Consider the following 20284-nt stretch of genomic DNA (forward strand, 5'->3'; position numbering starts at 1 on the left):
TCTTTAGAATGACTGAAAACTTACGTTTAACCACGGATACCGACCGCGAAGCGTTTTATCAGTTATATCAATATGCCTTTAATAATCACGATACCCCAACCCGGCGAACCTTCTTCATGGATCGCTACCAACATGGCTGGATTTATGGGTTACACGATCATGATCAACTCGTAAGTGGCTTATACAGCCTGCCGATGAAGGTGAACTTTCATGGCGTCACTTATCCAATGAATGGGATCGGCGATGTCATGAGTGCCCCAGAATATTCTGGTCGCGGTGGCGCCGGTAAACTGTTAACGGCTGCTTTAAACGAAATGGCTGATAATCACATTCCGTTATCTTATTTAGCGCCGTTCTCTTATGCTTACTATCGTAAATTTGGCTACGAGCAAGTCTTCAACCATACGCAACAAGAAATTGCGGCTAAAGACTTGCCAGTCATTAAACCGCATGATTTGTCGGGTTCAATCACCCGTTATGGCAATGAGGGCTTGGCTTTAGTGAATGACTTTTATGCCACTCAACCAATCAACCAACGTGGTGGTGTCATTCGTGAAGACTGGTGGTTACATTATTTAACCTTAAAGCATGACTGGTCCGTAGCGATTTATCGCAATGCCAATCAACAAATTGAAGGTTACTTGATTTATGACCGCCAAGCAACGACGTTTGCCATTCAAGAATGGTCATTCAGTACCCCCGCTGCATTTGAACGCTTAGCCAACTTCATCACCAAACACGGGACCACCTTTGAAACGTTTAGTTACGAAGCCCCCAGTGATGAGCATGGCTTGGACTTGTTAGCTAATCCTTACAGCTTACACGTTCAAACAACGCCATACATGATGGCCAGAATCGTCTTGTTACATGACTTCTTAAAACGCTATCCGTTCATTAATGACTTAGTCCCCATTCGGTTGGCCGTTACGGACACTACGTTGACGCTTAACCAAGGTATTTGGGAGCTGAGTGTCACAAACGGACAGGTCACTTGCAATCGTGTCACCGATACCTTAGACGGCCATAGTGACTTACAAGTATCGATTCAGCAACTCACCAAAGCATTATTTGGCACACGGTCCTTGACCAGTGCCTGGCAACATCACCAAATTACTGGTGACTTAGCCGAGATTCAACGATTAGATGCTAGTTTGGTTCAAACAAAACCGGCATTAATTGATTATTTTTAAAGCTACTAAAAAGATAGGACAACGAATCAGAATGTGATTCGTTGTCCTATCTTTTTGATTAAATAGTTAATACACTTTCTTATATTTGTTGGTTAATAAATTAACTGATATCAAAATAATGTTATAGGCCAAAAGCATGATGATGCCATTCATAAAAGTAACCGCATGATTATTCGTTTCAAAAGCAACCGTTCCATCGATAACACTAATCGTATTAAAATAAGTACCAGGAATCCAATTAACTATTGAATTCAAGAATGCTAACTTACTTGCCGCTATCGTTTGGCAAACTGAAAAGCCAATGACCAACAGTAACGTTAAATTTTGATTCTGGGTTAGATTGCTTACTAACTGAATCAAACCGATTAGCGAAAGTAGCGCTAAAATTTGTAAACAAAGCGCTTCGAAGATAACTTTAATGATTGAAATCGTCGGTCCCGGCATTGATCTTACAATCACAACTGGATAATGCGGATTACCCAAACCAGAAAAGATACCACTGACGGCAACTGCCACACAAACTAATAAGACAAAGCTAAAAAACATAACAAAAAATCCAGTTATAAATCGATTGCTTTCCAACCAAACACTACTTCTTGGAAATAGCAAATCCATATTTTTTTCATGCTGATATTTTCCTATAAAAAGCGGAACAACCATGAAGGTAAATAATACCGTTACAACAATTGGAAAATATATATCAAATAGGTCGTTAAGAAAATTAACACTATGAACCCCCATATCTTCCACTTCTGGAAAAACATTATTTGCCTTAACAAATTCTAGCTCAATATTCTCAGTTATTAGTGCAGATACACCTTGTTGATCACCAGAATTTTTACTGGATTGAATATCTTCATTATTAATTTTAATTTTATTTGCAGCAGCGGTTGACCAATCTTTATTGTCATAAGCAGCTTTCAAGGCTAATTCACGCTTAAGTCGAATCGTTAACGCTTTAGGCACCTTATGTCCACGCGATTTAAACTGGTGTTGTTGCCTTTGCATATCTTTAGTATCGCCTGCCACTAAAGCCACAATGTTAACATTATTAGTTGCCGAACGATTAGCAAAATAGACACCAAACACACCAAAAATAAGAATAATCATCGGTAACATAAACGTTTTTTTCTTAATTACTGACTTGACGTTAAAACTAAAAAAACTATTCCACGCTTTCATTTAGATTGCCCCCGTTCAAGTTGATTGTCACATCTGCCACGGGTGCAATTTTTTCAATTTGATGTGTGACAAATAAAATAGTTCGATTTTGTTTTTTTGCCTGTAACAACGAATCTACAAGAAGTTGTAGATTTTCCTCGTCCAAACCATTATTTAATTCATCAATCAGCCAACAATTTGTATCTGTCACAATATACAACGCTAATACAAATAATTGTCTCATGCCTAAGGAATACCCCACTACCTTTTTATCAATAAATGATTCAAGCTTTATTTTTTTGATAACCATTTCAATATCAATGGCGCTCGACCAAAGATTAGTAAAAAGAGTTAAATAGTCCCTTCCAGACATACTCGAATCAAACTGGAAGTCATTCGGCAAATAAAAATAATCATTAGCCGTACCCGTCTTTTCAATTTCTCCCCGATATGGAACCAAATGCACTATCGCATTTAACAAAGTTGTCTTTCCAGAACCGTTTCTAGCTTGAATTAAATAAAACATTTGATCCTTAAATTGATACGAAATATGCTTCAACACAAATTGACCTTTAAAAGAAACTTCCACTCCTTTTAATATAATCATTCATATCCCCCCAAAGTTTAAACAACCGTAAAAATCATGTCATAAAGATATACATTATTACATTCTCTATAAATATAACTCAATTAATGCTTCCATCAAAAAATAATTTTAATCACACTATTAGTTTGACGTCTTATGATCTAAAAACAGCATCAGTCTCATTGATTTTCTCAATGAGACTGATGCTGTTTTTAGTCTTAATATGTCCAATCCGTGCCCGGTTCCATCGCCCACATGGTTCGATGATAGGAACCATCTTGGTCTGAATAATACGCCTTAATGAGTTGTCCCATTTTAACTTTAGACTTGGGGTATTCTTGATACGCCGGTACTAAACCATGGAGCGCACTCGGTGTTTGATTTTTAAATCGATACACTCGTACATGGTTCTGCTTGTCAATTTGCGTTAAATAGTAAAATTTTCGCTTTGCTTCCGTTGATGTCACCACAATCGTTAGTGGCTTAATATTCTTAACCACATGATACACATATTTGACCGTCGGATTATTGGCAATACCATTATAATCATAATGATTCAGGACTAAATAGTACATTGAAATCAAACCAACACGATCTTGCCTTGTCAAATACCGTTGAGACTTGACTGGTAATGAACGCACATAGGCCGCGCTAGTGTAAACTTTTTTAACCTTTGTTTGCGATTCACTCGAACGGGTTGTCGTCTGTTCAGCATCGTCTTGTGCGTCATCATCATCGGTGTCCGACTCTTGTGATGAACTCGATGAAACACGAGGCATCACACGCGAGCTCGTCGATTGCCACCCCAATCCATCTAACAAGCCACCAAGATAATCATCCGGTAAAGTCTCAGTGCCACTGGCCACAGCTAATGTCAGCATTAAAGTTGCTAACGTGCCAATACTCCATAATTGCAACCGCAAAAAAGACTGTGTAAAATGCATCGGCGTCATCATCAAATCAACATGTGCCGGTGTCTGTGCAATTTGCACACTAGCATACAGTTGTCGATTCAGCTGCCATTGACACAAGTTGCGTCCCGTTAACGTCACCAATAGCCCCAGCCAACATAGCGTTGCCATTACTGGTTGGTCATCCGGTTGCCACAAGCCAATTTGTTGCACGACAATCAGTGCTAATAAGCCATAACTCCCCCACCGACCAACTTGAACCCCCATATGTAAACGACGATAAATTGAAGATTTTTTAACTTCAGTTTGAAAGAAAAACCGGCGGCTATGCTGAATTTGCGCTGGTGTCATGGTTTTATGATACGTCAATTGAAAATCAATAATGCCACGTTGTTGTTGACGTAAACGCCAACCTAAATAGATGAGTCCAAGTACTAACATCCCACCAATGATACTGAACCATAATGCCATCTTGTCACCTCCGTGTTAACAGCATATCATGCCTATTCAGTCATTGTTGGAACTCGGCTTAATAGTCTGATGAGAGATACGTCATTAATTATTAATAACTAAAAAAAGAAATACTGCCCTTTTACGTACAAGAATCATATTATGTGCATCAGATTGACGCCCTAACTTAAACGGCGTATATTCTTAACCGTTGTTCAAGCAATTAATCATAAAGGATTTGATCTTAACTTATGCAAAGCAAATTAAAAGAACGTTTAGATGTTTTCAGCGATGCCATTATTGCTATTCTCATCACCATTATGGTTTTAGAGTTGCCAATCACGTTACACAGTGGCGTGGTTGATTACACTCGGTTGTTTCAATCCATTGGCATCTACGCGGTTAGTTTCTGTTTCATTGCCAATCTCTGGTACCAACATGCGGTCATCTTTAATGAAGCCGATACGGTCCCCAATGCCATTATTATTTTAGACTTAGTCTGGTTATTCACCTTATCCCTCATCCCCACTTTTACGCGAATGATGACTTCAGAAACCACCAATATCAACGTCATGCTCTATGCAGGACTATGCTTGATTATTTCGGCTATTTTTCGACGAATCACCAAAACCGTCTTACATGCCAAATACACCGAGAAGTCCGACATGCGACAACTTTACAATGTCATTTACGGTTCCGGCTATTTAGATTCAGGTGTCATGTATATCGCCCTAATCATTTTGGGCTATTTTTGGCCGAAAGTCGTGCTCGTATTACTCATCATTATTCCGATTCGCTCATTCATCAGTCATGCCCACGAACACGAAGAATTAAACGAATTAGAAAAAATGGATACAACCGAAAAACGCGACTTCTTAGCCCTACCACTATCTGAACAACGCCGATTCCGTCAGTTACTACAACACTATTTCACTCAGGCTCGGCGCCAACACGGCGATCAAGCTGGTCAACAACAGGCTTGGGCTGAATTTGCCAACACCGCTAAAACAGAATTTCACGTCTCTGATCAAACACTTGGTAAATGGATGAAGCATTCACAACCTAGAGATCGACAACAGCATCATTAGCAAAAAAACGGTATGAGACGACTTAACTGTAGTCTCATACCGTTTTTTAGTTTGAATGCTGAAATAGTCACCAATTTAGCCGGGAGCGAGCCCTCATTGAGCCCAGCCGTGGGGTTCTTAGCGATTTATCGCTTAGAACCTGGCGTTTGGTGGTTCAAAACGACGGCTAAGACCGCTTTTGGGCTTAGCCGGTCCTTCCCACAGCGTTCCGGCTCATTGTGGGCGAACGGTAGGCAACAATATTAACAAGCCTATTGTAAATCTTCACCATCGGATTGGATGACTTTTTGATACCAGTAGTATGAATCCTTCTTCGAACGATCGAAACTACCTTCACCGTTGTCATCAACATCGACATAGATAAAGCCATAACGTTTGGCCATTTCACCGGTACTGGCTGAAACAAGATCAATACAGCCCCATGGCGTGTAACCAATCAGGTCCACGCCATCTAAAGCAACGGCTTCTTCCATGGCTAAGATGTGATCACGGAAGTAACTGATCCGATAATCATCATGCACGGTACCATCGGCGTTCTTCTTATCATAAGCACCAAACCCATTTTCCACGATAAATTGTGGTAAATGCCAACGATCTTGCATCCAGTTCATTGAATAACGCAAACCAGTTGGGTCAATTTGCCAGCCCCAATCTGATTTTTCAACGTAAGGATTTTCCACAAAATCATCAGGTTCGAGGTATTCATATTCGGGTGCTTCATTGGCTTTGGCCTTCGTCACAAAGGACATGTAGTAACTGAAACCAACGTAGTCCACCGTGCCGGCTTTCAAGGTTGCCAAGTCTTCGTCCGTAATATCTAACTCGATATGCTTACGTGCCAAGTATTTTGGCAACCACTTTGGATATTCACCTAAGCAGTGCACATCACCATACCAGTAACGGGTTTGCATCGCGCGTTCAGCCTTCATGATATCTTGTGGTTTAGCTGTTAACGGATAGATTGGGCACATCGCAATCATACAACCGATTTGGAAATCAGGATTAATTTCATGCCCGGCTTGAACCGTCAAGGCACTTGCCACTAATTCATAGTGCGCGGCTTGATACATCGCTTTTTGCCAATCGTCATCTTTGTCTAGTTGTAATCCAGAGTTTTGCAACAACGGATGAGGATCTTGCCAAGCCGTTTGGTTATTGATTTCGTTAAAAGTCATCCAATACTTAACCTTGTCCTTGTAACGGGCAAAGACGGTTTTGGCAAAGTTTAAGAAGAAGTCGATCATCTTCCGATTTGACCAACCACCATACGTTTTTACCAAATGATAAGGAATCTCAAAATGAGATAAGGTAATCACGGGTTCAATGTGATGAGCTAATAAATCATCGAATAAGTCATCATAAAACTTCAAACCAGCTTCATTTGGTTCTGTTTCGTCACCATTCGGGAAGATCCGAGTCCACGCAATCGACGTCCGAAAACACTTAAAGCCCATGTCTTCGAATAATTGATCGTCTTCTGGATAGCGATGATAAAAATCATTACCCCAATGGTTCGGGTAAACTTTCCCATCTTCAACACCATCCGTGACTTGCCGAGGCACACCATTGCGACCGGCCGTCATGACATCGGCGATACTAACGCCTTTACCACCTGCTTGCCAACCACCTTCTAGTTGGTGCGCCGCTACCGCGCCACCCCAAAGAAAGTTTTTCGGCATTTGATATCCTTTTACCATATGTTTATACCTCCAAATGAATTCACTATTTATCATAAATGTATATACTTTGGTTTTGCTCCGAAAAAAGAACCACAACTAATACCGTAGCACTAGTCGCGGTCCAAAATTAACGACATTATTTTTCGGTAGCATCCAAGCGACGATAAACATCGACAACTTCACCAGCTAAGTCGCGGAACGTGATAGCATTCATGATATGATCTTGTGAATGAACGAGTAACAATGAAACGTGGGTATGTTCCCCAGCAGCTTCATCCGTTAACATAGACGTTTGGGCATTGTGCGCTTCCGTTAAAAAGTTATCAGCTTCCTTTAACTTCGCATCAGCTTTGTCAAAGTCACCTTCCTTAGCGGCCCGAATGGCTTCAAAAGCGGAACTTTTAGCGTTCCCACCATTGACGATTAATCCCATGATTGTTTCTAAACTTGCATCGGTTTCAGTTGCTTGCTTTTCTTCTGCCATTAATTTGTTCATCCTTTTTTTATGAAATATTGTGTTTGATTAACCTTGGAACTTTGCCATGGAGTCTTCAGCTTCTTGCAAAACCTTTTCCCCATTCATCATGCCGTAATCTTGCATGTTGATAACTTCGACAGGAATGTTGGTTGCTTTCTTTTGAAAATCGCTTAACATGTAACGAATTTGAGGTCCAAGCATTAAAATGTCTGGATTCTTGGAAGACAACTTGTTATCGGCATCGCTGGCAGCGGTTGCAAAAATTTCTGCATCAATTCCTTTTGCTTCTGCTGCTTTTTGCATCTTGGAAACTAATAATGAGGTTGACATCCCAGCAGAACATACTAACATAATTGTTTTTTCAGCCATGATCAACACGCTCCTAATTTGTTTTTAAATTTCTTTAATTTAGCGGTTGCTTTGTAAAACCGCTTTCATTACAATTAAGATTATAAGTCATGGGTACAAATTAAACAAGTCTGAATAAATATTTTTCGAAAATTATTCGGATTTCCCATCCCCGTACCCACAGAAAGTGTGATTTGCTATGTACCGTGATATTGCTACCAGCATTGTTAAAGCCATTCGTGATGGTATTTTTGTGACCAAACTTCCCACTGAAGCACAACTGATGGAACGTTACAGTGTCAGTCGTAACACCATTCGTAAAGCCATTGATCTGGTCTACCAACAAGGTCTATTACGCCGCGTTCAAGGAAGTGGCTACTTTATTAGTAAGATTCAGCTACGGCAAAAGACTGTGGTGAATCTCTCGGCTCGTTCAATTATGGGTGGTGAAAACCAACCGCACAATTTAAAATCAAAAGTTGTCACTTTTGACACGATTAAAGCCGATGAACAACTTGGCCAACAATTCGGCATTCCAGTCGACGAAGAACTCTACCGAGTCATCCGTTTACGCTATTGGCATGATCAGTTATATAGTCTTGAACGCTCTTATTATCTCTGTTCAGTCGTCCGATTTATTTCTGTCGAAGCCGTCAATAGTTCTATTTTTGAATATTTGGAAGAAGTTTACGGCATTCGTGTCGCCAATAGTGATGATTATCTCTCGCTCACTGAACTCAATCCTGAGGATGCGAACTTATTAGCACAACCAGCCGGAAAAGCCTTCTTAACCTTAGATTCAAGCAATTATTATAAAAACAATGGCTTATTTAATTTTTCGCATACAGTCTTCGCCTACCCCGAGCTAGCGCTATATTTCCACACCACAAATCTGGCAAATAATTAATAATCAGCAAAAATTTGCGATTCGATGCAATTTCATCACATTTTACGGCTATAATGGTATAGTATACTAAAATATGATGGAGGAATTAGCGTGTCTGCACCCCTTTTTTCAGTGGTTGTACCTGCGTACAATCAACATAAATTTATCAACAGTTGCCTGACCAGTTTACGCCACCAAACGCTGACGGACTTTGAAGTCATCGTGGTGGACGACTGCTCAACCGATGATACCGCTGAACAAATTGCGGCGTTAATCAAAGACGATGATCGTTTTCACGTGATTACGCATGCGCAAAATCGTGGTGTCTCTGCCGCACGGAACTCAGGAATGGCAGCAGCTAGTGGCCAATACTTGTGCTTCGTTGACGGTGATGACTGGGTTGAACCCAACTTTCTTGAGTATTTCTTGCAGGCTTACCAAGCTGCTCCCAAATCACAATTAGTTATTTGTGGCCACCATGGTTATTTAGCCGTGCCTAGCCCTGCTAAAACTTATGATCAAAAAGAATTAGTTGCCAACATTAACTTTGGGACGGTCGGTGGTTTTTCGTGGAATAAATGCTTTATTCGCACGGTCATCACCGAACATCATTTGACTTTCAATGAAGATATTGATTTTCTGGAAGACCAGTTGTTTGCGTTCCGTTATGCGGATTACGTCAAAACGGCGGCTTATCTCCCGGAAAAGACGTATCATTATCGCTGGCGCTTCCGCAGTAATCTCGCTCATATCGGGATTCCATTCTTCGCGGCGCGTCGTAAAATGATCAAAATTCTCAAACAAGAAAGCAAACATGTGTTGAGTGAAGATTTAAATAATCAGTAACACAATTAGCGTTTAGGCTGAACCTAAACGCTTTTTTGCTGCCCAAAATTCGCTACTCAAGTCGACTTAACACACAGATTGGCACAACCTAATTGAACGATTCATCTTTTATCAACAAATGCTTGTTCAATCCATAAACACGTCTTACAATAAAGCTATGTTACTAATTGAAGGGGGGCCTTGCGTATGGCCACGATTCATCTTTACCTCGTCCGTCACGGTCAAACCGAATTGAACGCGGCGGGCCGTTTACAGGGCATTTATGATTCTGATCTCACCAAGCAAGGCGTCCGCTCTGCCCAACGACTCGCCCGAATGTTAGCCGACGTCCATTTTGGCGCGGCCTATACGAGTGATCTCGGCCGGGCACAACAGACCACGCGAATTATCACTGCATTACATCCAGAACTCAAAAAGCCGACGATTGACGTCGGCTTACGAGAATTTAACTTTGGTGGCCTAGAAGGCACTAAAAACGCTTGGGTTGTTCAACAGGTCCGCCGTCAACTCGGCATTGGCACCTTCGTTAAGCTCATTTTGAGCAAGGAACGCTTTGCCACCCTGCTGTGGGTCTTTAACTCGTTAGATCAAACCCGTACCGCCGAAACGTTAGTCGGTGTGACCGATCGGATTAGCCGTACGTTACGGCGAATTAGCCTATATGAGAGTCGACAAGCCGATCATGATCAAAACATCCTTATCGTCTCTCATGGCTTGGTATTAAGTGCTTTTCTGTACCAACTCAGCCCTGGCGAACTGCCTACGCGTTTACTCAAAAATACGAGTGTGTCACGCGTTGACTATACAGATCACCAATTCGACCTCATCGACATTAACGTCACGCCTAAGAAGCGGGCCTAACGGTTTCCAACACTTGGGGAATCGCAGACAATGTTCGGTACTGCAGTCGCGCTTGAATCCCGAAAAAGGCTTTCAATTTTCGATGTAAGTCTTGCGCCGTTGCATGTACCACCGTATCGGTTGTTAATGGCGCGCCAATCACCACTAAAATTTGGCTACTCTTACTATCCAAATCCGGCGCGACTGGCTGACCAGCTACTGTCGTTAAGGTTAGTTGTGAGCCAGTCACTTGGAGTTGCATTGGCGCTTGTGGTTGCAATAAAGCCGCATCCCAAGCTTGAATTGGGGCTTGATGCCGATCACTAATCACCGCAATTAAGTCACCTAAGGCACTTTGGGGTGTGGGAATTGGTAACGCCCGTTCCGCTAGTTGTTTTTCAACGGCTGGATTCAATTCACGATTGTCCAAGCCTTGCATTGATAAAATGGCTACCGGTGTCGGCACCGCTGCCGTCGTTAATTTAATTTCCATCGCACTCACTTCCTCATAAAACACTTCTCTTTAAGTGTGCCAAATTCTCCATAAAAGTCAATCTTCAAGCTAGGACTAAAGATAAAATTTTAATAATTAAAATCATAAAAATAGGCATATCGGTCATTTTTGACTGATATGCCTATTTTAAATCCAGCACTTGACAAGCACCGGTGGTAAGGCTCAACTAACTTAAAGGATGTTCTTCAAAATATTGCGCTAAAAATTTAGCTAATCCATCGTTGTAATTCGTATCCGTCTCATAATTAGCGACCGATTTCACTTGTGGTAACGCATTGCCCATGGCCACTGACAAGTCTGCTTCAGCCATCATCCCAACATCGTTTAACCCATCACCAAAGACAAAAGTATGGGCGGCATCGACGCCTTGTTCTAATTGGATCTGTTTAACGGCAGTCCCTTTATCCGTTTCCAATGGAATTAACTCCAAGTTATTCGGATTAGAGGATGAAATCCGCATTAATTTACTGTTCACTAATTTTTCACGAGCAGAGTCTAACCGTGACATATCTTCTCGGCTCAAAATCACCCCATTGGTAATTTGATCTTCGATGGTCGCCAACTGCGTAAAACTTTTAATTTCTTCCGAACCAATCGTCGTTTCCGTTGCATCAAAGTTCGCCGCATTCCGGGCAATGAATCGTGGAATTTGTTCCGTATAATATGCCATTTCTGGGGTAAATAACATCATTGGCAAATTATCCCGCCGCGCAATTAAGTAGGCGAGTTCAACCGCCGCGCCCCCTAATTTGGTTTCTTTGCGACCATTTTTGCCATCAAAGACAGCCCCATTAGACGTCACTAACCGAACATTATCATTCAGTTTGTTCCGCACGAGTTTTGCTAACTCATACATCCGCCCAGTGGCAATGTAGAAGAGCACATCTTGTTGTTGAAGCCGTTCAATCGTGGCTTTCGTATAATCTGAAACGTATTGATGGTCCGTTAATAACGTCCCATCAATATCCATAAAAACTAAGTATTTTGGCATATGATGATCTACTCCTTTACAATTTTACAAGTACAATTGTACGCTATTCGCGCTCAGAAAGGAAATCGCTTTCAATAAAAGACTTTTCAGTCCCGTAAAACCGTTGAACAGTGTATGCTTAACATAAACAATTAAAGGTTGAAAGGTGTTTTTTAGCAATTAACAATAGACCAACTTGCTACCTGCCGTTCACCCACGGCTGGACTCACTCTCAGTTATCATAATGATCCCTGATCAATTAATAACCGTAATCCAACCGGAGCCCGCGTTTTGGCTGGAGCCGGTCCTACAGCCGGCAGAATCACTGGCTGGCGTAGGTGACTAATTTAACAACGCTTAGCTTTCAACCTTTAGATGAACAATTTTACTGAGGAGGCCACTTCATGCCAAACCCTGCATTAACGACTTTAATCGACCATATCAATACCGTTGTGGTCGGTAAACCCGATATTATCAAGCTCACCGTGACAGCCCTACTTGCTGGCGGTCATGTCTTATTTGAAGATGTCCCCGGCGTTGGTAAAACCACGTTAGCTCGTGCGCTTGCTCGCAGTGTTGCTGGCGACTTTAATCGAATTCAATTCACACCGGACCTATTACCAAATGATATTTTAGGGGTCTCTATTCTCAATCAAACTCAACATGAATTTGACTTTCATCCCGGGCCAATCTTTACAACAATGCTCTTGGCTGATGAAATCAATCGAGCCACACCACGAACACAATCGGCGCTATTACAGGCGATGGCCGAACGTCAGGTGACGATTGATGGAACTACTTATGATTTACCCGCTAATTTTTTTGTATTGGCAACTGAAAATCCAAACGAATACGCCGGCACGTATCCATTGCCAGAAGCCCAATTGGATCGCTTCTTATTTAGTCTACAAGTCGGTTATCCAACTTGGCCAGACGAGCTCGCCTTATATGCGGGTGACGACCGGCAACAAACCTTAGCTAATTTACAAGCGGTGCTCGCCGACGACACCCTCACGCAACTTAAAGCCAGCGTTAATCAAGTCACGGTTGATGCAGCAATTACATCGTATGTCTTAACGCTCGTACAGGCGACTCGACAACAAGCCGCCATTCGTTTAGGGATTAGCCCTCGTGGTGGTTTAGCCTTGATGCAGGCGGGACGCGCTTACGCCTTACTTAGTGGTCGTGATTATGTCATTCCGGCCGATATTCAAGCCGTCCTGGTCCCGACATTCAGTCATCGCTTAGTTTTGGCTAATGGGGCCCAGGCTTTGAGTGCCAAGCAACAAGTCGTGCGTGATATTCAAAGCCACACCCCTGTGCCAACCGAGGGGGCCTAACATGGCAACTCTGAAAAATCTCGGCCATAATTTATTGAGCCTGTTGCTGCTGATCCTAAGCTGGGGGTATGCCTTAAGTTTTAACAATGCAACTGGCTGGGCATTAGCAACTATCATGACTGGATTAAGCTTACTCAGTGGTCTGACAATGCTCGGCAGTTATCGCATGCCAAATGTGACCGTTCGTTTAACTGAAATGCCAACTGCCAAGCTGATGATCACGTTAAAACCTAATCATTGGCCACTTCGCCAGCAGCTGCGACTGCATCAGCTACAACTAGCCTTAATCCCCACTCACCGGCCTCATCAATGGCAAACGACAACGACTTTACCACGTGGTGTTTACGACCACCTGCAATTAACTTGGCACTATCATGACCCGTTACAGTTATTCGGACATCGATCAACACAAACTATCACCACAGCACTCAGCGTCCCACCACAATTGCAACCTGAAGCCGCCCAAGCAGCATTTCAGCAAATTGCCTCGTTAATTCACGCTGATCAACCAAATCAGCTCGCACAAAATGGTTTTGAAACGCAAGATTTTCGTCCTTATCATCCGGGCGATCCAAGCAATCAAATTGACTGGAAACTCACTGCTAAAACACAAACACCCATGTTGCGTGTTTTGGCTCAAGACGATCCCGTACCATGGTGCTGGCTATTTTTTGCAACTAGCGAACAGGCTTTAGAATCGCACTTAGCCACCTTCTATACGTTTGTTCAACTGGTCAGCGAGTTGCCCGCACAAACGTGGCTACTAGGTACCGAGTCCCAACGGTTTGCAAGTCTCCAACCTGAGGCTTTTGCGCGTTATCAACCCTATACGGCCACAACGGTCCCCGTCCTATCACAGTCCCCTCAACGGATTGTGCTCTTTAGTGACGGCAGTCCATTGGCACAAAAATTACAGCAGCAACTTGCACAGCAACAACAGCTTGTCGCGACCATTGATTGGACACTGATCGGAGGTGAGTCTAATGCCTCGTTGGCTTGAAACACTTTTGTTGGCAATCGTTAATACTGCCATGTTAGCCATCCCGTTAATCACCTATACGACAGTCAATGAGTTTAGCCATCCGCAAATGATGTTAATTTACTTGATCGTCATTAATGGCCTCGTGTTTGGACACACCAACCGTCCTCAGTGGCGTTGGGTGTGGTGGCCGCTTTATCTGGTCAGTCTTATCGCTGCTTGCTACGCCAGTTATCCGTTAAAACACCTTTTTTCACTAACATGGGGCCAACGATTCGTTACTCAGCTCATCCAGCAAACACAAGCTTTTCGTGCTGGTAGTACCACCACAATGCCGGTACTATTGAGCATGGTGCTCATTATGATTTTAGTCTTAGGCTTGACCTTGCTGACAGTCCATTGGCAACAACCGGTGCTCGGTATCGTTGTTAGCATCGGGTATCTCTTAGCCGTCACCTTATTTGCCACGCGCAATGAAGTCATCCCATTAACCCTCACAATTGCCCTAGCTGGCGGGATAGTCAGCGTGTTATCGCCGCCTAACTGGCATTGGGGCCACTTGGGTTACTATGCGTTATTAGCGATGGTCTTAGTCGGCGGTGCCACGGTTAACACCTGGGCCAAACAGCCCCTAAGTCAACTGGCACAAGCGACCGTTACTTGGCGAAACCAATTGAGTAGCCTAGGCTTTTATAACTTTTTAACCCAAGCATCCGCTGCTAAAAAAACTGGCATTTCAGAAGATACCGCAACACTAGGTGGGGCTATTCAAGATGACAATAGTGTGGCCTTCAAAGCGGTCGCCACGACGAATCACTATTGGCGGGCGGATACCCGGGCTGATTATTCCGGCAAAGGTTGGGCCGCCACCGACGATGAAACAACGCGTAAACCAACCACCACAACCAGTGGCTTTGTTGCTAAACCAACGACTAAACGCCAGGCCGTTAAACTCACGATGCCAAAGTCCCTCACCTATTTGCCCGTGGGCTATGGTCAGACGACTTGGGCTGTTAGTGCTGCTCAACAACATCGCATTGGCGTCAGCTACACGCCTGCTCGTGGTCGTATTTATCTCAATACGGGGAAACATCCCTTGACGACGATTCAATATACGTATCAGCCACAACGATTCACCGCCGCACAATTAAAAGCCGTAACTGCCAAGGCCTCAACTAGTCTGACTAAAACAAATACCCAATTACCAAGTGAACTTCCCGCGCGGGTCAAACGGTTAAGTCAAAAATTGACTCGGAAACAAACGACGCAATATGGGCGAGTCCAAGCATTAGTGCACTATTTAAAACAGTCTGATACATTTACCTATACCAAAATGGATACGCCAACGACACCGGCCAAACGTGACTACGTGGATTATTTTCTATTCACGAGCCATCGTGGCTACTGTGATAATTTTTCGACCACGTTAGTTGTAATGTTACGCAGTTTAGGCATTCCCGCACGTTGGGCCCACGGGTTCAGCGGTGGTACGCGAGGTAAGACGGCTGGCAATGGTCAATATCACTATCAGATCTTAAACTCCGATGCCCATTCCTGGGCCGAGGTTTACTTTGCCGGTATCGGTTGGGTGCCATTCGACCCAACACCTGGTTATCAAAATCCAGGAACCAAACGTACACAAACTAAGGCTGCGGCTAAAACACAACAAACCAAGACTAGTCCAACTAGTCGCAGTCAATCAGCAACTACTAAATCAAGCTCATCAACCCGTAATCAGGCTAGCACGCAGCAGTCATCATCATCAAGCCAAGCTTCTAAAAGCTCAACGATGCCTAAAACGGTGGTTCATTTATCCACCAGTCTGCGTCGTCGCATAATTGGTGGCCTATTGCTCCTGTTACTACTGGGAAGCTGGTTCGGTCGTGACTGGCTATTATTGATTGGCCTGAGTCTTAGTTTTCAGTTCATCAAGCCAACGCGTGGCTATCGTTGGTTAACTTGGTGGTTTAACCGCCGGCTACCACGTCGGTCATCAGAAAGCTTGACTGATTACGCGGCCACAGTTGACCAAGTTTGGCCGCAACTTGACGGCCAATTTCAAACCACGACCACACACTATTTGGCCCAAACTTTCGGACATCAAACCGACACAACCTTAAATCGCGACCTGCAACAGATCGTTAAAGCGTTACGTAAGAATCGTCAGCAAATTGTCCATTAACTCAGCTTAATTGTGGCTCGACACTAAAGATTCTTAAGTATTACTCGCTAAACTTGACGACCAGTCTCATTACGTGTAAATTAACAATCAATTAATATTTGATGAGAAAAAGCAATGATCAGTTTTAGTAAGTGACCATCGGCGTGTCTAAGCGAGTCTGAATCGGTGTAAGCAGACCGCGCCTTGTCACTGAATATCGACTGTGAGCGTGAAGGCCAACTAAGTGATCGTAACCTTCAATGGTGTCGCACCCATTAACGTGCCGCGTATCGCCAATTGGGGGTACGGTCGAGATCAAGATAACCTTGATAAATGACGGTGGTAACCCGCGCAAGCGGCCGGCAGACTAGCAATAGTCGGCCGGCTTTTTTGATCAAATTTAATTAAACATAACTTTATTTAGAAGGATGGTCTTACATATGAAATTTACAGTTTTAGGTGCTGGTGCGATGGGCTTACGTTACGGGGTTTTGTTACAAGAAGCTGGCAATGACGTTGATTTTGTAGATACTTGGCAACCTAATGTCGAAACCATGCATCGTCAAGGTGGTGTTTACGTTTCTCGTGATCATCAAGATCGCCATTTAGTACCCGTTAAGGTCTATTATCCTGAGGACTATCAAGGTGACCCCGATGTTTGGGTCGTCTTTACGAAGCAAATGCAACTGTCAGATTTTCTCAAGCGCACCGCGCACGCCTTTAAACCGGACCAATATGTCCTCACTTGTATGAACGGTATGGGCCACGTTGAAAAGCTGCGACAATACTTCCAACCTAACAAACTTTTGGCCGGAACCGCATTAGTCGCAACTGTCTTAAACGGCCCCGGCGATGTCGATTTCATCGGTCAACGCGGCGCCGGTACGATGAATTTGGCTAATTATACTGAACACCCCGATGACATGACCCATCGAGTCGTCGCTGAACTGGAAAAATGTCAATTTCATCCAAATTTAACAACCAACTTTAAAGGAACATTATTGGCCAAAGTGGTTTTCAATTCCGTCGTCAATACGCTCTGTACCTTGTTCGAGATCACGATGGGGGAATTTGCAGACTACGAGGGCGCCAACGAATTAAGTAAGCAACTCATCGATGAAGCTTACGATGTTTGTGAACGTGATGGTGTTACGATGCTCAACACTCGTGCTGAAGAACTGGCATCAGTTAACTATGTCAGTCAAGTCGCCAATCCACTTCACTACCCTTCAATGTACCAAGATATGTCTCATAACCGTCCAACGGAAGTCGATTATATCAACGGCTATTTAGTCCAATTAGGGCAAAAATACGGTTACCAAGCGAAGACTCACGCGTTCTTAACTCATTTGGTTCATCTAGCAGAACACACTCGCCAGCAAGTCGCCACAACGACTAAAACTGCCGCTAGTGCTTAATGTTGTAACCCCACTTTCACCTCCAAATAAGGTACAATAGTGCTTGAATGTAAATTTGGGGAGGGAGTCCGATGCAAACGAGTTTTAACCGCGAACTACGTGGGATTATTTTAGCTAGTGTCAGTGCCACCTTTTGGGGTGTTTCAGGAGCCATCGCCCAAGCGCTCTTCGATACAACCAACATCAATTCGATTTGGTTGACCGGGGTCCGCATGTTAGGTGCCGGCATTGGCTTCTTAATCTATAGTCTCATCATGCACGTTGATCTCTGGTCAATCTGGCGGCATCCTGGTGATCTTTGGCAAATCGCCGCTTATACGTTATTAGGGCTCATGCCGGTTCAATTTACGTATTTCTTAGCCGTTGAAGCTAGCAATGCGGCCACTGCAACTATCTTACAATTTATGGGACCGGTCTTTATTGCTTTATGGTTAGTCGTGGCGCATCATCAATGGCCAACCCGACCGGAAGGCTTGGCCATCATGCTGGCCTTAATTGGGTCTTTCTTGTTGGTCACCCATGGTAATCCTGCTGCGCTCGTTATCTCTGGCTGGGCGCTCTTATGGGGCCTACTGTCAGGAGTCAGTTCGGCAACCAATACTTTATTACCGACTAAATTGTTAACCAAATACAGTGCCGTTACCGTAAATACTTGGTCAATGCTCTTGGGTGGACTTTTATTTAATCTAGTCCAACCGTTCTGGAGCATTCATGTCCCATTAACGTTGGGTAATGTGAGTCGGTTAGCTTTTGTGATTCTATTTGGGACGTTACTAGCATTCTTATTCTTCTTGCAAAGTCTAAATGATATCCGACCAACTGTCGCCAGCTTGTTGGATGCCTTCGAACCCCTTGCGGCAACAATTATTGCCGTGACGATGCTCGGCGTTCACTTTGAATGGTTAGACTTGTTTGGCAGCTTATTGATTATTAGTACCGTCTTTATCTTAGCCATCGGTCAACGTCATAATGACCGAGCCGCTGATGATTTTAAAGCTGCTCGTCATCCTGATGATGAGCCATAAAAAAAGCCACGTTGCTAGTCAACGTGGCTTTTTTCATATCTAAAGGTCAAAAATCCTCATCCTTGCCACCTACCGTTCGCCCATCGTTTTGAACCACCAAACCCGTGTTTCAAAAACGCCGAGCTCTAAGCGATAAATCGCTAAGAGCTCCCACGGCTGGACTCAATGTGGAGGCACTCTCGGTTATGTTAACGAAGTGATCCGAATACAATTAGCAGTTCCATACTGACCGGAGCCAGCTAGTGATGGCGCCGGCCGTGAAAACATCGTTAGTCCGGATGCTTTTGCCGGACCTTACGATGTGGACGACTTTTAAGACTAGCAGTTTAGGCTAGGCTTAAATGCGAGTTGGAAACCCGATCTTTGGCTGGAGCCGGTCCCCACAGCCGGCAGAATCGCTAGCTGGCGTAGGTGGCTGATTTAGCATCACTCCTGGTAAAGTCTCTCCCACCTTTGGTTAATAGCCACGGTGTAAATCAACTTGATTGCGAGCTAATTTACCAGTCGCTTGCCAAGTCTCAAAGTTCGTTTTAAAAATATGAAAAACCGTTGCTCGAAAATGACTGATTTGCCCGGACACATGTGGCGTAATCATCACATTGGGCTGTTGCCAAAGTGGATGATCCGCTGGCAACGGTTCTGGATCAGTGACATCCAACATGGCATGACCAAGTTGACCTGAATTTAATGCGGCCAACAAATCTGCCGTCACCACGGCTGGTCCACGACCGATATTAATAAACATCGGTTGCTGTTGCATTTGTGCAAACCGCGCCGCATTAAAATAATGCGTTGTCTCAGGTGTTAATGGTAACGCATTAACCACAAACTGTGCGGTCTTCAATGTTGTGTCCACATCAGCTAACGCGACCGTCGTGTCAAAATCAGCTGCCGCATGTCCAGTCGTATTGACGCCAACAATCGTCATCCCGAAGGCCGCGGCCTTCCGGGCAATCGCTTGACCAATTTGACCGGTGCCGAAAATAACCAGCTGCTGACCTGCTAAACTACTGGTTGTCATTGGCAAGGCCCAAGCATGGTCACCTTGTTGATTCAAAATGGCTGCTTGATACCCACGGACAATCGTTAACATTGCCCCCAAGACCGATTCACTGATACCATCCGCATGAATCCCACTCGTATTGGCAACTAAGACATGATGCGCCGCTAAGTCGGCTAACGGTAAATAATCAACCCCTGCCGAAATCACCTGCAAGAAACGTAATTGCATCTCGGGGGTAGCTAGAATTTTGGTTAACAATGGATGCTTACCGTACATGACTTGAACGTCGGCATATTCGGTTGGCGCTAGCGTTGCTGGCGTTTTAAACGTCCATTCCGGATACGCTTGTTGTAAAGCAGCAAATTGATCTGGTTTTGTGGCTTGAACCATTAAAGCAATTGGCATAAAATC

20 protein-coding genes are annotated in these 20284 nt (G+C 43.7%); 11 read left to right on the forward strand and 9 right to left on the reverse strand.

Annotation, left to right across the window (positions count from 1 at the left end):
- Positions 1–8: 8 nt before the first annotated feature.
- Positions 9–1190 (forward strand): GNAT family N-acetyltransferase, encoded by a 1182-nt coding sequence (locus FFM84_RS13115; RefSeq protein ID WP_130845387.1) that lies wholly within the window; start codon positions 9–11, stop codon positions 1188–1190.
- 66 nt (positions 1191–1256) lie between these two features.
- Here the strand turns inward: FFM84_RS13115 and FFM84_RS13120 are convergent, their stop codons facing one another.
- From FFM84_RS13120 to FFM84_RS13130, 3 genes are all read right to left on the reverse strand, one after another.
- Positions 1257–2372 (reverse strand): hypothetical protein, encoded by a 1116-nt coding sequence (locus FFM84_RS13120; protein ID WP_130845386.1) that lies wholly within the window; start codon positions 2370–2372, stop codon positions 1257–1259.
- The gene (locus FFM84_RS13125; RefSeq protein WP_130845385.1) at positions 2356–2958 is read right to left on the reverse strand and encodes an ATP-binding cassette domain-containing protein; all 603 of its coding nucleotides are present in this window, start codon (positions 2956–2958) and stop codon (positions 2356–2358) included. The genes FFM84_RS13120 and FFM84_RS13125 overlap by 17 nt, the downstream gene beginning before the upstream one ends.
- A gap of 197 nt (positions 2959–3155) precedes the next feature.
- Entirely contained in the window at positions 3156–4319 is a 1164-nt protein-coding gene (locus FFM84_RS13130) for a hypothetical protein (protein ID WP_130845384.1), read from the reverse strand.
- A gap of 230 nt (positions 4320–4549) precedes the next feature.
- On the opposite strand from FFM84_RS13130, the gene FFM84_RS13135 reads away from it, so the two are divergent.
- Entirely contained in the window at positions 4550–5386 is an 837-nt protein-coding gene (locus FFM84_RS13135; RefSeq protein WP_130845383.1) for a TMEM175 family protein, read from the forward strand.
- Between the two features lie 96 nt (positions 5387–5482).
- A complete protein-coding gene (locus FFM84_RS16180) occupies positions 5483–5632 on the forward strand; it encodes a hypothetical protein (RefSeq protein WP_165444334.1) in 150 nt (49 codons plus the stop codon).
- A 5-nt stretch (positions 5633–5637) separates the two neighbouring features.
- Here the strand turns inward: FFM84_RS16180 and FFM84_RS13140 are convergent, their stop codons facing one another.
- The 3 genes from FFM84_RS13140 to FFM84_RS13150 all read right to left on the reverse strand — a co-directional run bounded on the left by FFM84_RS13140 (position 5638) and on the right by FFM84_RS13150 (position 7912).
- The gene (locus FFM84_RS13140; protein ID WP_130845382.1) at positions 5638–7083 is read right to left on the reverse strand and encodes a 6-phospho-beta-glucosidase; all 1446 of its coding nucleotides are present in this window, start codon (positions 7081–7083) and stop codon (positions 5638–5640) included.
- A 118-nt stretch (positions 7084–7201) separates the two neighbouring features.
- Positions 7202–7549 carry a PTS lactose/cellobiose transporter subunit IIA gene (locus FFM84_RS13145; protein ID WP_130845381.1) on the reverse strand — a complete coding sequence of 116 codons (348 nt, stop codon included), beginning with the start codon at positions 7547–7549 and terminating at the stop codon, positions 7202–7204.
- Positions 7550–7588: 39 nt separating this feature from the next.
- Positions 7589–7912, reverse strand: coding sequence for a PTS sugar transporter subunit IIB (locus FFM84_RS13150; protein ID WP_130845380.1), 324 nt, complete (start codon positions 7910–7912; stop codon positions 7589–7591).
- Positions 7913–8090: 178 nt separating this feature from the next.
- Here FFM84_RS13150 and FFM84_RS13155 point away from each other — a divergent pair, with 178 nt between their 5' ends.
- The 3 genes from FFM84_RS13155 (at position 8091) to FFM84_RS13165 (ending at position 10484) form a co-directional block, all read left to right on the forward strand.
- On the forward strand, positions 8091–8798 hold the full coding sequence (locus FFM84_RS13155; RefSeq protein ID WP_130845379.1) for a GntR family transcriptional regulator: 708 nt from the start codon (positions 8091–8093) through the stop codon (positions 8796–8798).
- Between the two features lie 90 nt (positions 8799–8888).
- Positions 8889–9623, forward strand: coding sequence for a glycosyltransferase family 2 protein (locus FFM84_RS13160; protein WP_130845378.1), 735 nt, complete (start codon positions 8889–8891; stop codon positions 9621–9623).
- Positions 9624–9809: 186 nt separating this feature from the next.
- Positions 9810–10484, forward strand: a complete 675-nt coding sequence (locus tag FFM84_RS13165; RefSeq protein ID WP_130845377.1) for a histidine phosphatase family protein — start codon at positions 9810–9812, stop codon at positions 10482–10484.
- Here FFM84_RS13165 and FFM84_RS13170 read toward each other — a convergent pair.
- Positions 10468–10956, reverse strand: coding sequence for a hypothetical protein (locus FFM84_RS13170; RefSeq protein WP_130845376.1), 489 nt, complete (start codon positions 10954–10956; stop codon positions 10468–10470). The two genes, FFM84_RS13165 and FFM84_RS13170, sit on opposite strands and share 17 nt — an antisense overlap.
- A 187-nt stretch (positions 10957–11143) precedes the next feature.
- Positions 11144–11968 carry an HAD family hydrolase gene (locus tag FFM84_RS13175; RefSeq protein WP_130845375.1) on the reverse strand — a complete coding sequence of 275 codons (825 nt, stop codon included), beginning with the start codon at positions 11966–11968 and terminating at the stop codon, positions 11144–11146.
- Between the two features lie 383 nt (positions 11969–12351).
- Here FFM84_RS13175 and FFM84_RS13180 point away from each other — a divergent pair, with 383 nt between their 5' ends.
- The 5 genes from FFM84_RS13180 to FFM84_RS13200 all read left to right on the forward strand — a co-directional run bounded on the left by FFM84_RS13180 (position 12352) and on the right by FFM84_RS13200 (position 18870).
- Entirely contained in the window at positions 12352–13287 is a 936-nt protein-coding gene (locus tag FFM84_RS13180) for an AAA family ATPase (protein WP_130845374.1), read from the forward strand.
- 1 nt (position 13288) lies between these two features.
- On the forward strand, positions 13289–14287 hold the full coding sequence (locus tag FFM84_RS13185; RefSeq protein WP_130845373.1) for a DUF58 domain-containing protein: 999 nt from the start codon (positions 13289–13291) through the stop codon (positions 14285–14287).
- A complete protein-coding gene (locus FFM84_RS13190) occupies positions 14271–16448 on the forward strand; it encodes a DUF4129 domain-containing transglutaminase family protein (RefSeq protein WP_130845372.1) in 2178 nt (725 codons plus the stop codon). Before FFM84_RS13185 ends, FFM84_RS13190 begins: the two co-directional genes overlap by 17 nt.
- Positions 16449–16867: 419 nt before the next feature.
- On the forward strand, positions 16868–17845 hold the full coding sequence (locus FFM84_RS13195; RefSeq protein ID WP_130845371.1) for a ketopantoate reductase family protein: 978 nt from the start codon (positions 16868–16870) through the stop codon (positions 17843–17845).
- 71 nt (positions 17846–17916) lie between these two features.
- Positions 17917–18870 (forward strand): DMT family transporter, encoded by a 954-nt coding sequence (locus FFM84_RS13200; RefSeq protein ID WP_130845370.1) that lies wholly within the window; start codon positions 17917–17919, stop codon positions 18868–18870.
- Between the two features lie 457 nt (positions 18871–19327).
- On the opposite strand, the gene FFM84_RS13205 is transcribed toward FFM84_RS13200, so the two are convergent.
- Positions 19328–20278: a phosphoglycerate dehydrogenase gene (locus FFM84_RS13205; RefSeq protein WP_130845369.1), complete on the reverse strand. Its 951-nt coding sequence runs from the start codon at positions 20276–20278 to the stop codon at positions 19328–19330.
- Positions 20279–20284 lie beyond the last annotated feature (6 nt).

Origin of the sequence: Lactiplantibacillus mudanjiangensis (assembly GCF_005405385.1) — a bacterium.
Lineage (GTDB): Bacteria > Bacillota > Bacilli > Lactobacillales > Lactobacillaceae > Lactiplantibacillus > Lactiplantibacillus mudanjiangensis.

Excerpts from the sequence above, each read along its gene's own strand:
- FFM84_RS13175 (WP_130845375.1), bottom strand. The coding sequence starts at position 11,968 with ATGCCAAAATACTTAGTTTTTATGGATATTGATGGGACGTTATTAACG.
- FFM84_RS13200 (WP_130845370.1), top strand. The coding sequence starts at position 17,917 with ATGCAAACGAGTTTTAACCGCGAACTACGTGGGATTATTTTAGCTAGT.
- FFM84_RS13205 (WP_130845369.1), bottom strand. The coding sequence starts at position 20,278 with ATGCCAATTGCTTTAATGGTTCAAGCCACAAAACCAGATCAATTTGCT.
- FFM84_RS13135 (WP_130845383.1), top strand. The coding sequence starts at position 4,550 with ATGCAAAGCAAATTAAAAGAACGTTTAGATGTTTTCAGCGATGCCATT.
- FFM84_RS13150 (WP_130845380.1), bottom strand. The coding sequence starts at position 7,912 with ATGGCTGAAAAAACAATTATGTTAGTATGTTCTGCTGGGATGTCAACC.
- FFM84_RS13195 (WP_130845371.1), top strand. The coding sequence starts at position 16,868 with ATGAAATTTACAGTTTTAGGTGCTGGTGCGATGGGCTTACGTTACGGG.
- FFM84_RS13170 (WP_130845376.1), bottom strand. The coding sequence starts at position 10,956 with ATGGAAATTAAATTAACGACGGCAGCGGTGCCGACACCGGTAGCCATT.
- FFM84_RS13180 (WP_130845374.1), top strand. The coding sequence starts at position 12,352 with ATGCCAAACCCTGCATTAACGACTTTAATCGACCATATCAATACCGTT.
- FFM84_RS13130 (WP_130845384.1), bottom strand. The coding sequence starts at position 4,319 with ATGGCATTATGGTTCAGTATCATTGGTGGGATGTTAGTACTTGGACTC.
- FFM84_RS13165 (WP_130845377.1), top strand. The coding sequence starts at position 9,810 with ATGGCCACGATTCATCTTTACCTCGTCCGTCACGGTCAAACCGAATTG.
- FFM84_RS13155 (WP_130845379.1), top strand. The coding sequence starts at position 8,091 with ATGTACCGTGATATTGCTACCAGCATTGTTAAAGCCATTCGTGATGGT.
- FFM84_RS13115 (WP_130845387.1), top strand. The coding sequence starts at position 9 with ATGACTGAAAACTTACGTTTAACCACGGATACCGACCGCGAAGCGTTT.
- FFM84_RS13125 (WP_130845385.1), bottom strand. The coding sequence starts at position 2,958 with ATGATTATATTAAAAGGAGTGGAAGTTTCTTTTAAAGGTCAATTTGTG.
- FFM84_RS13145 (WP_130845381.1), bottom strand. The coding sequence starts at position 7,549 with ATGGCAGAAGAAAAGCAAGCAACTGAAACCGATGCAAGTTTAGAAACA.
- FFM84_RS13120 (WP_130845386.1), bottom strand. The coding sequence starts at position 2,372 with ATGAAAGCGTGGAATAGTTTTTTTAGTTTTAACGTCAAGTCAGTAATT.
- FFM84_RS13190 (WP_130845372.1), top strand. The coding sequence starts at position 14,271 with ATGCCTCGTTGGCTTGAAACACTTTTGTTGGCAATCGTTAATACTGCC.
- FFM84_RS13140 (WP_130845382.1), bottom strand. The coding sequence starts at position 7,083 with ATGGTAAAAGGATATCAAATGCCGAAAAACTTTCTTTGGGGTGGCGCG.
- FFM84_RS13185 (WP_130845373.1), top strand. The coding sequence starts at position 13,289 with ATGGCAACTCTGAAAAATCTCGGCCATAATTTATTGAGCCTGTTGCTG.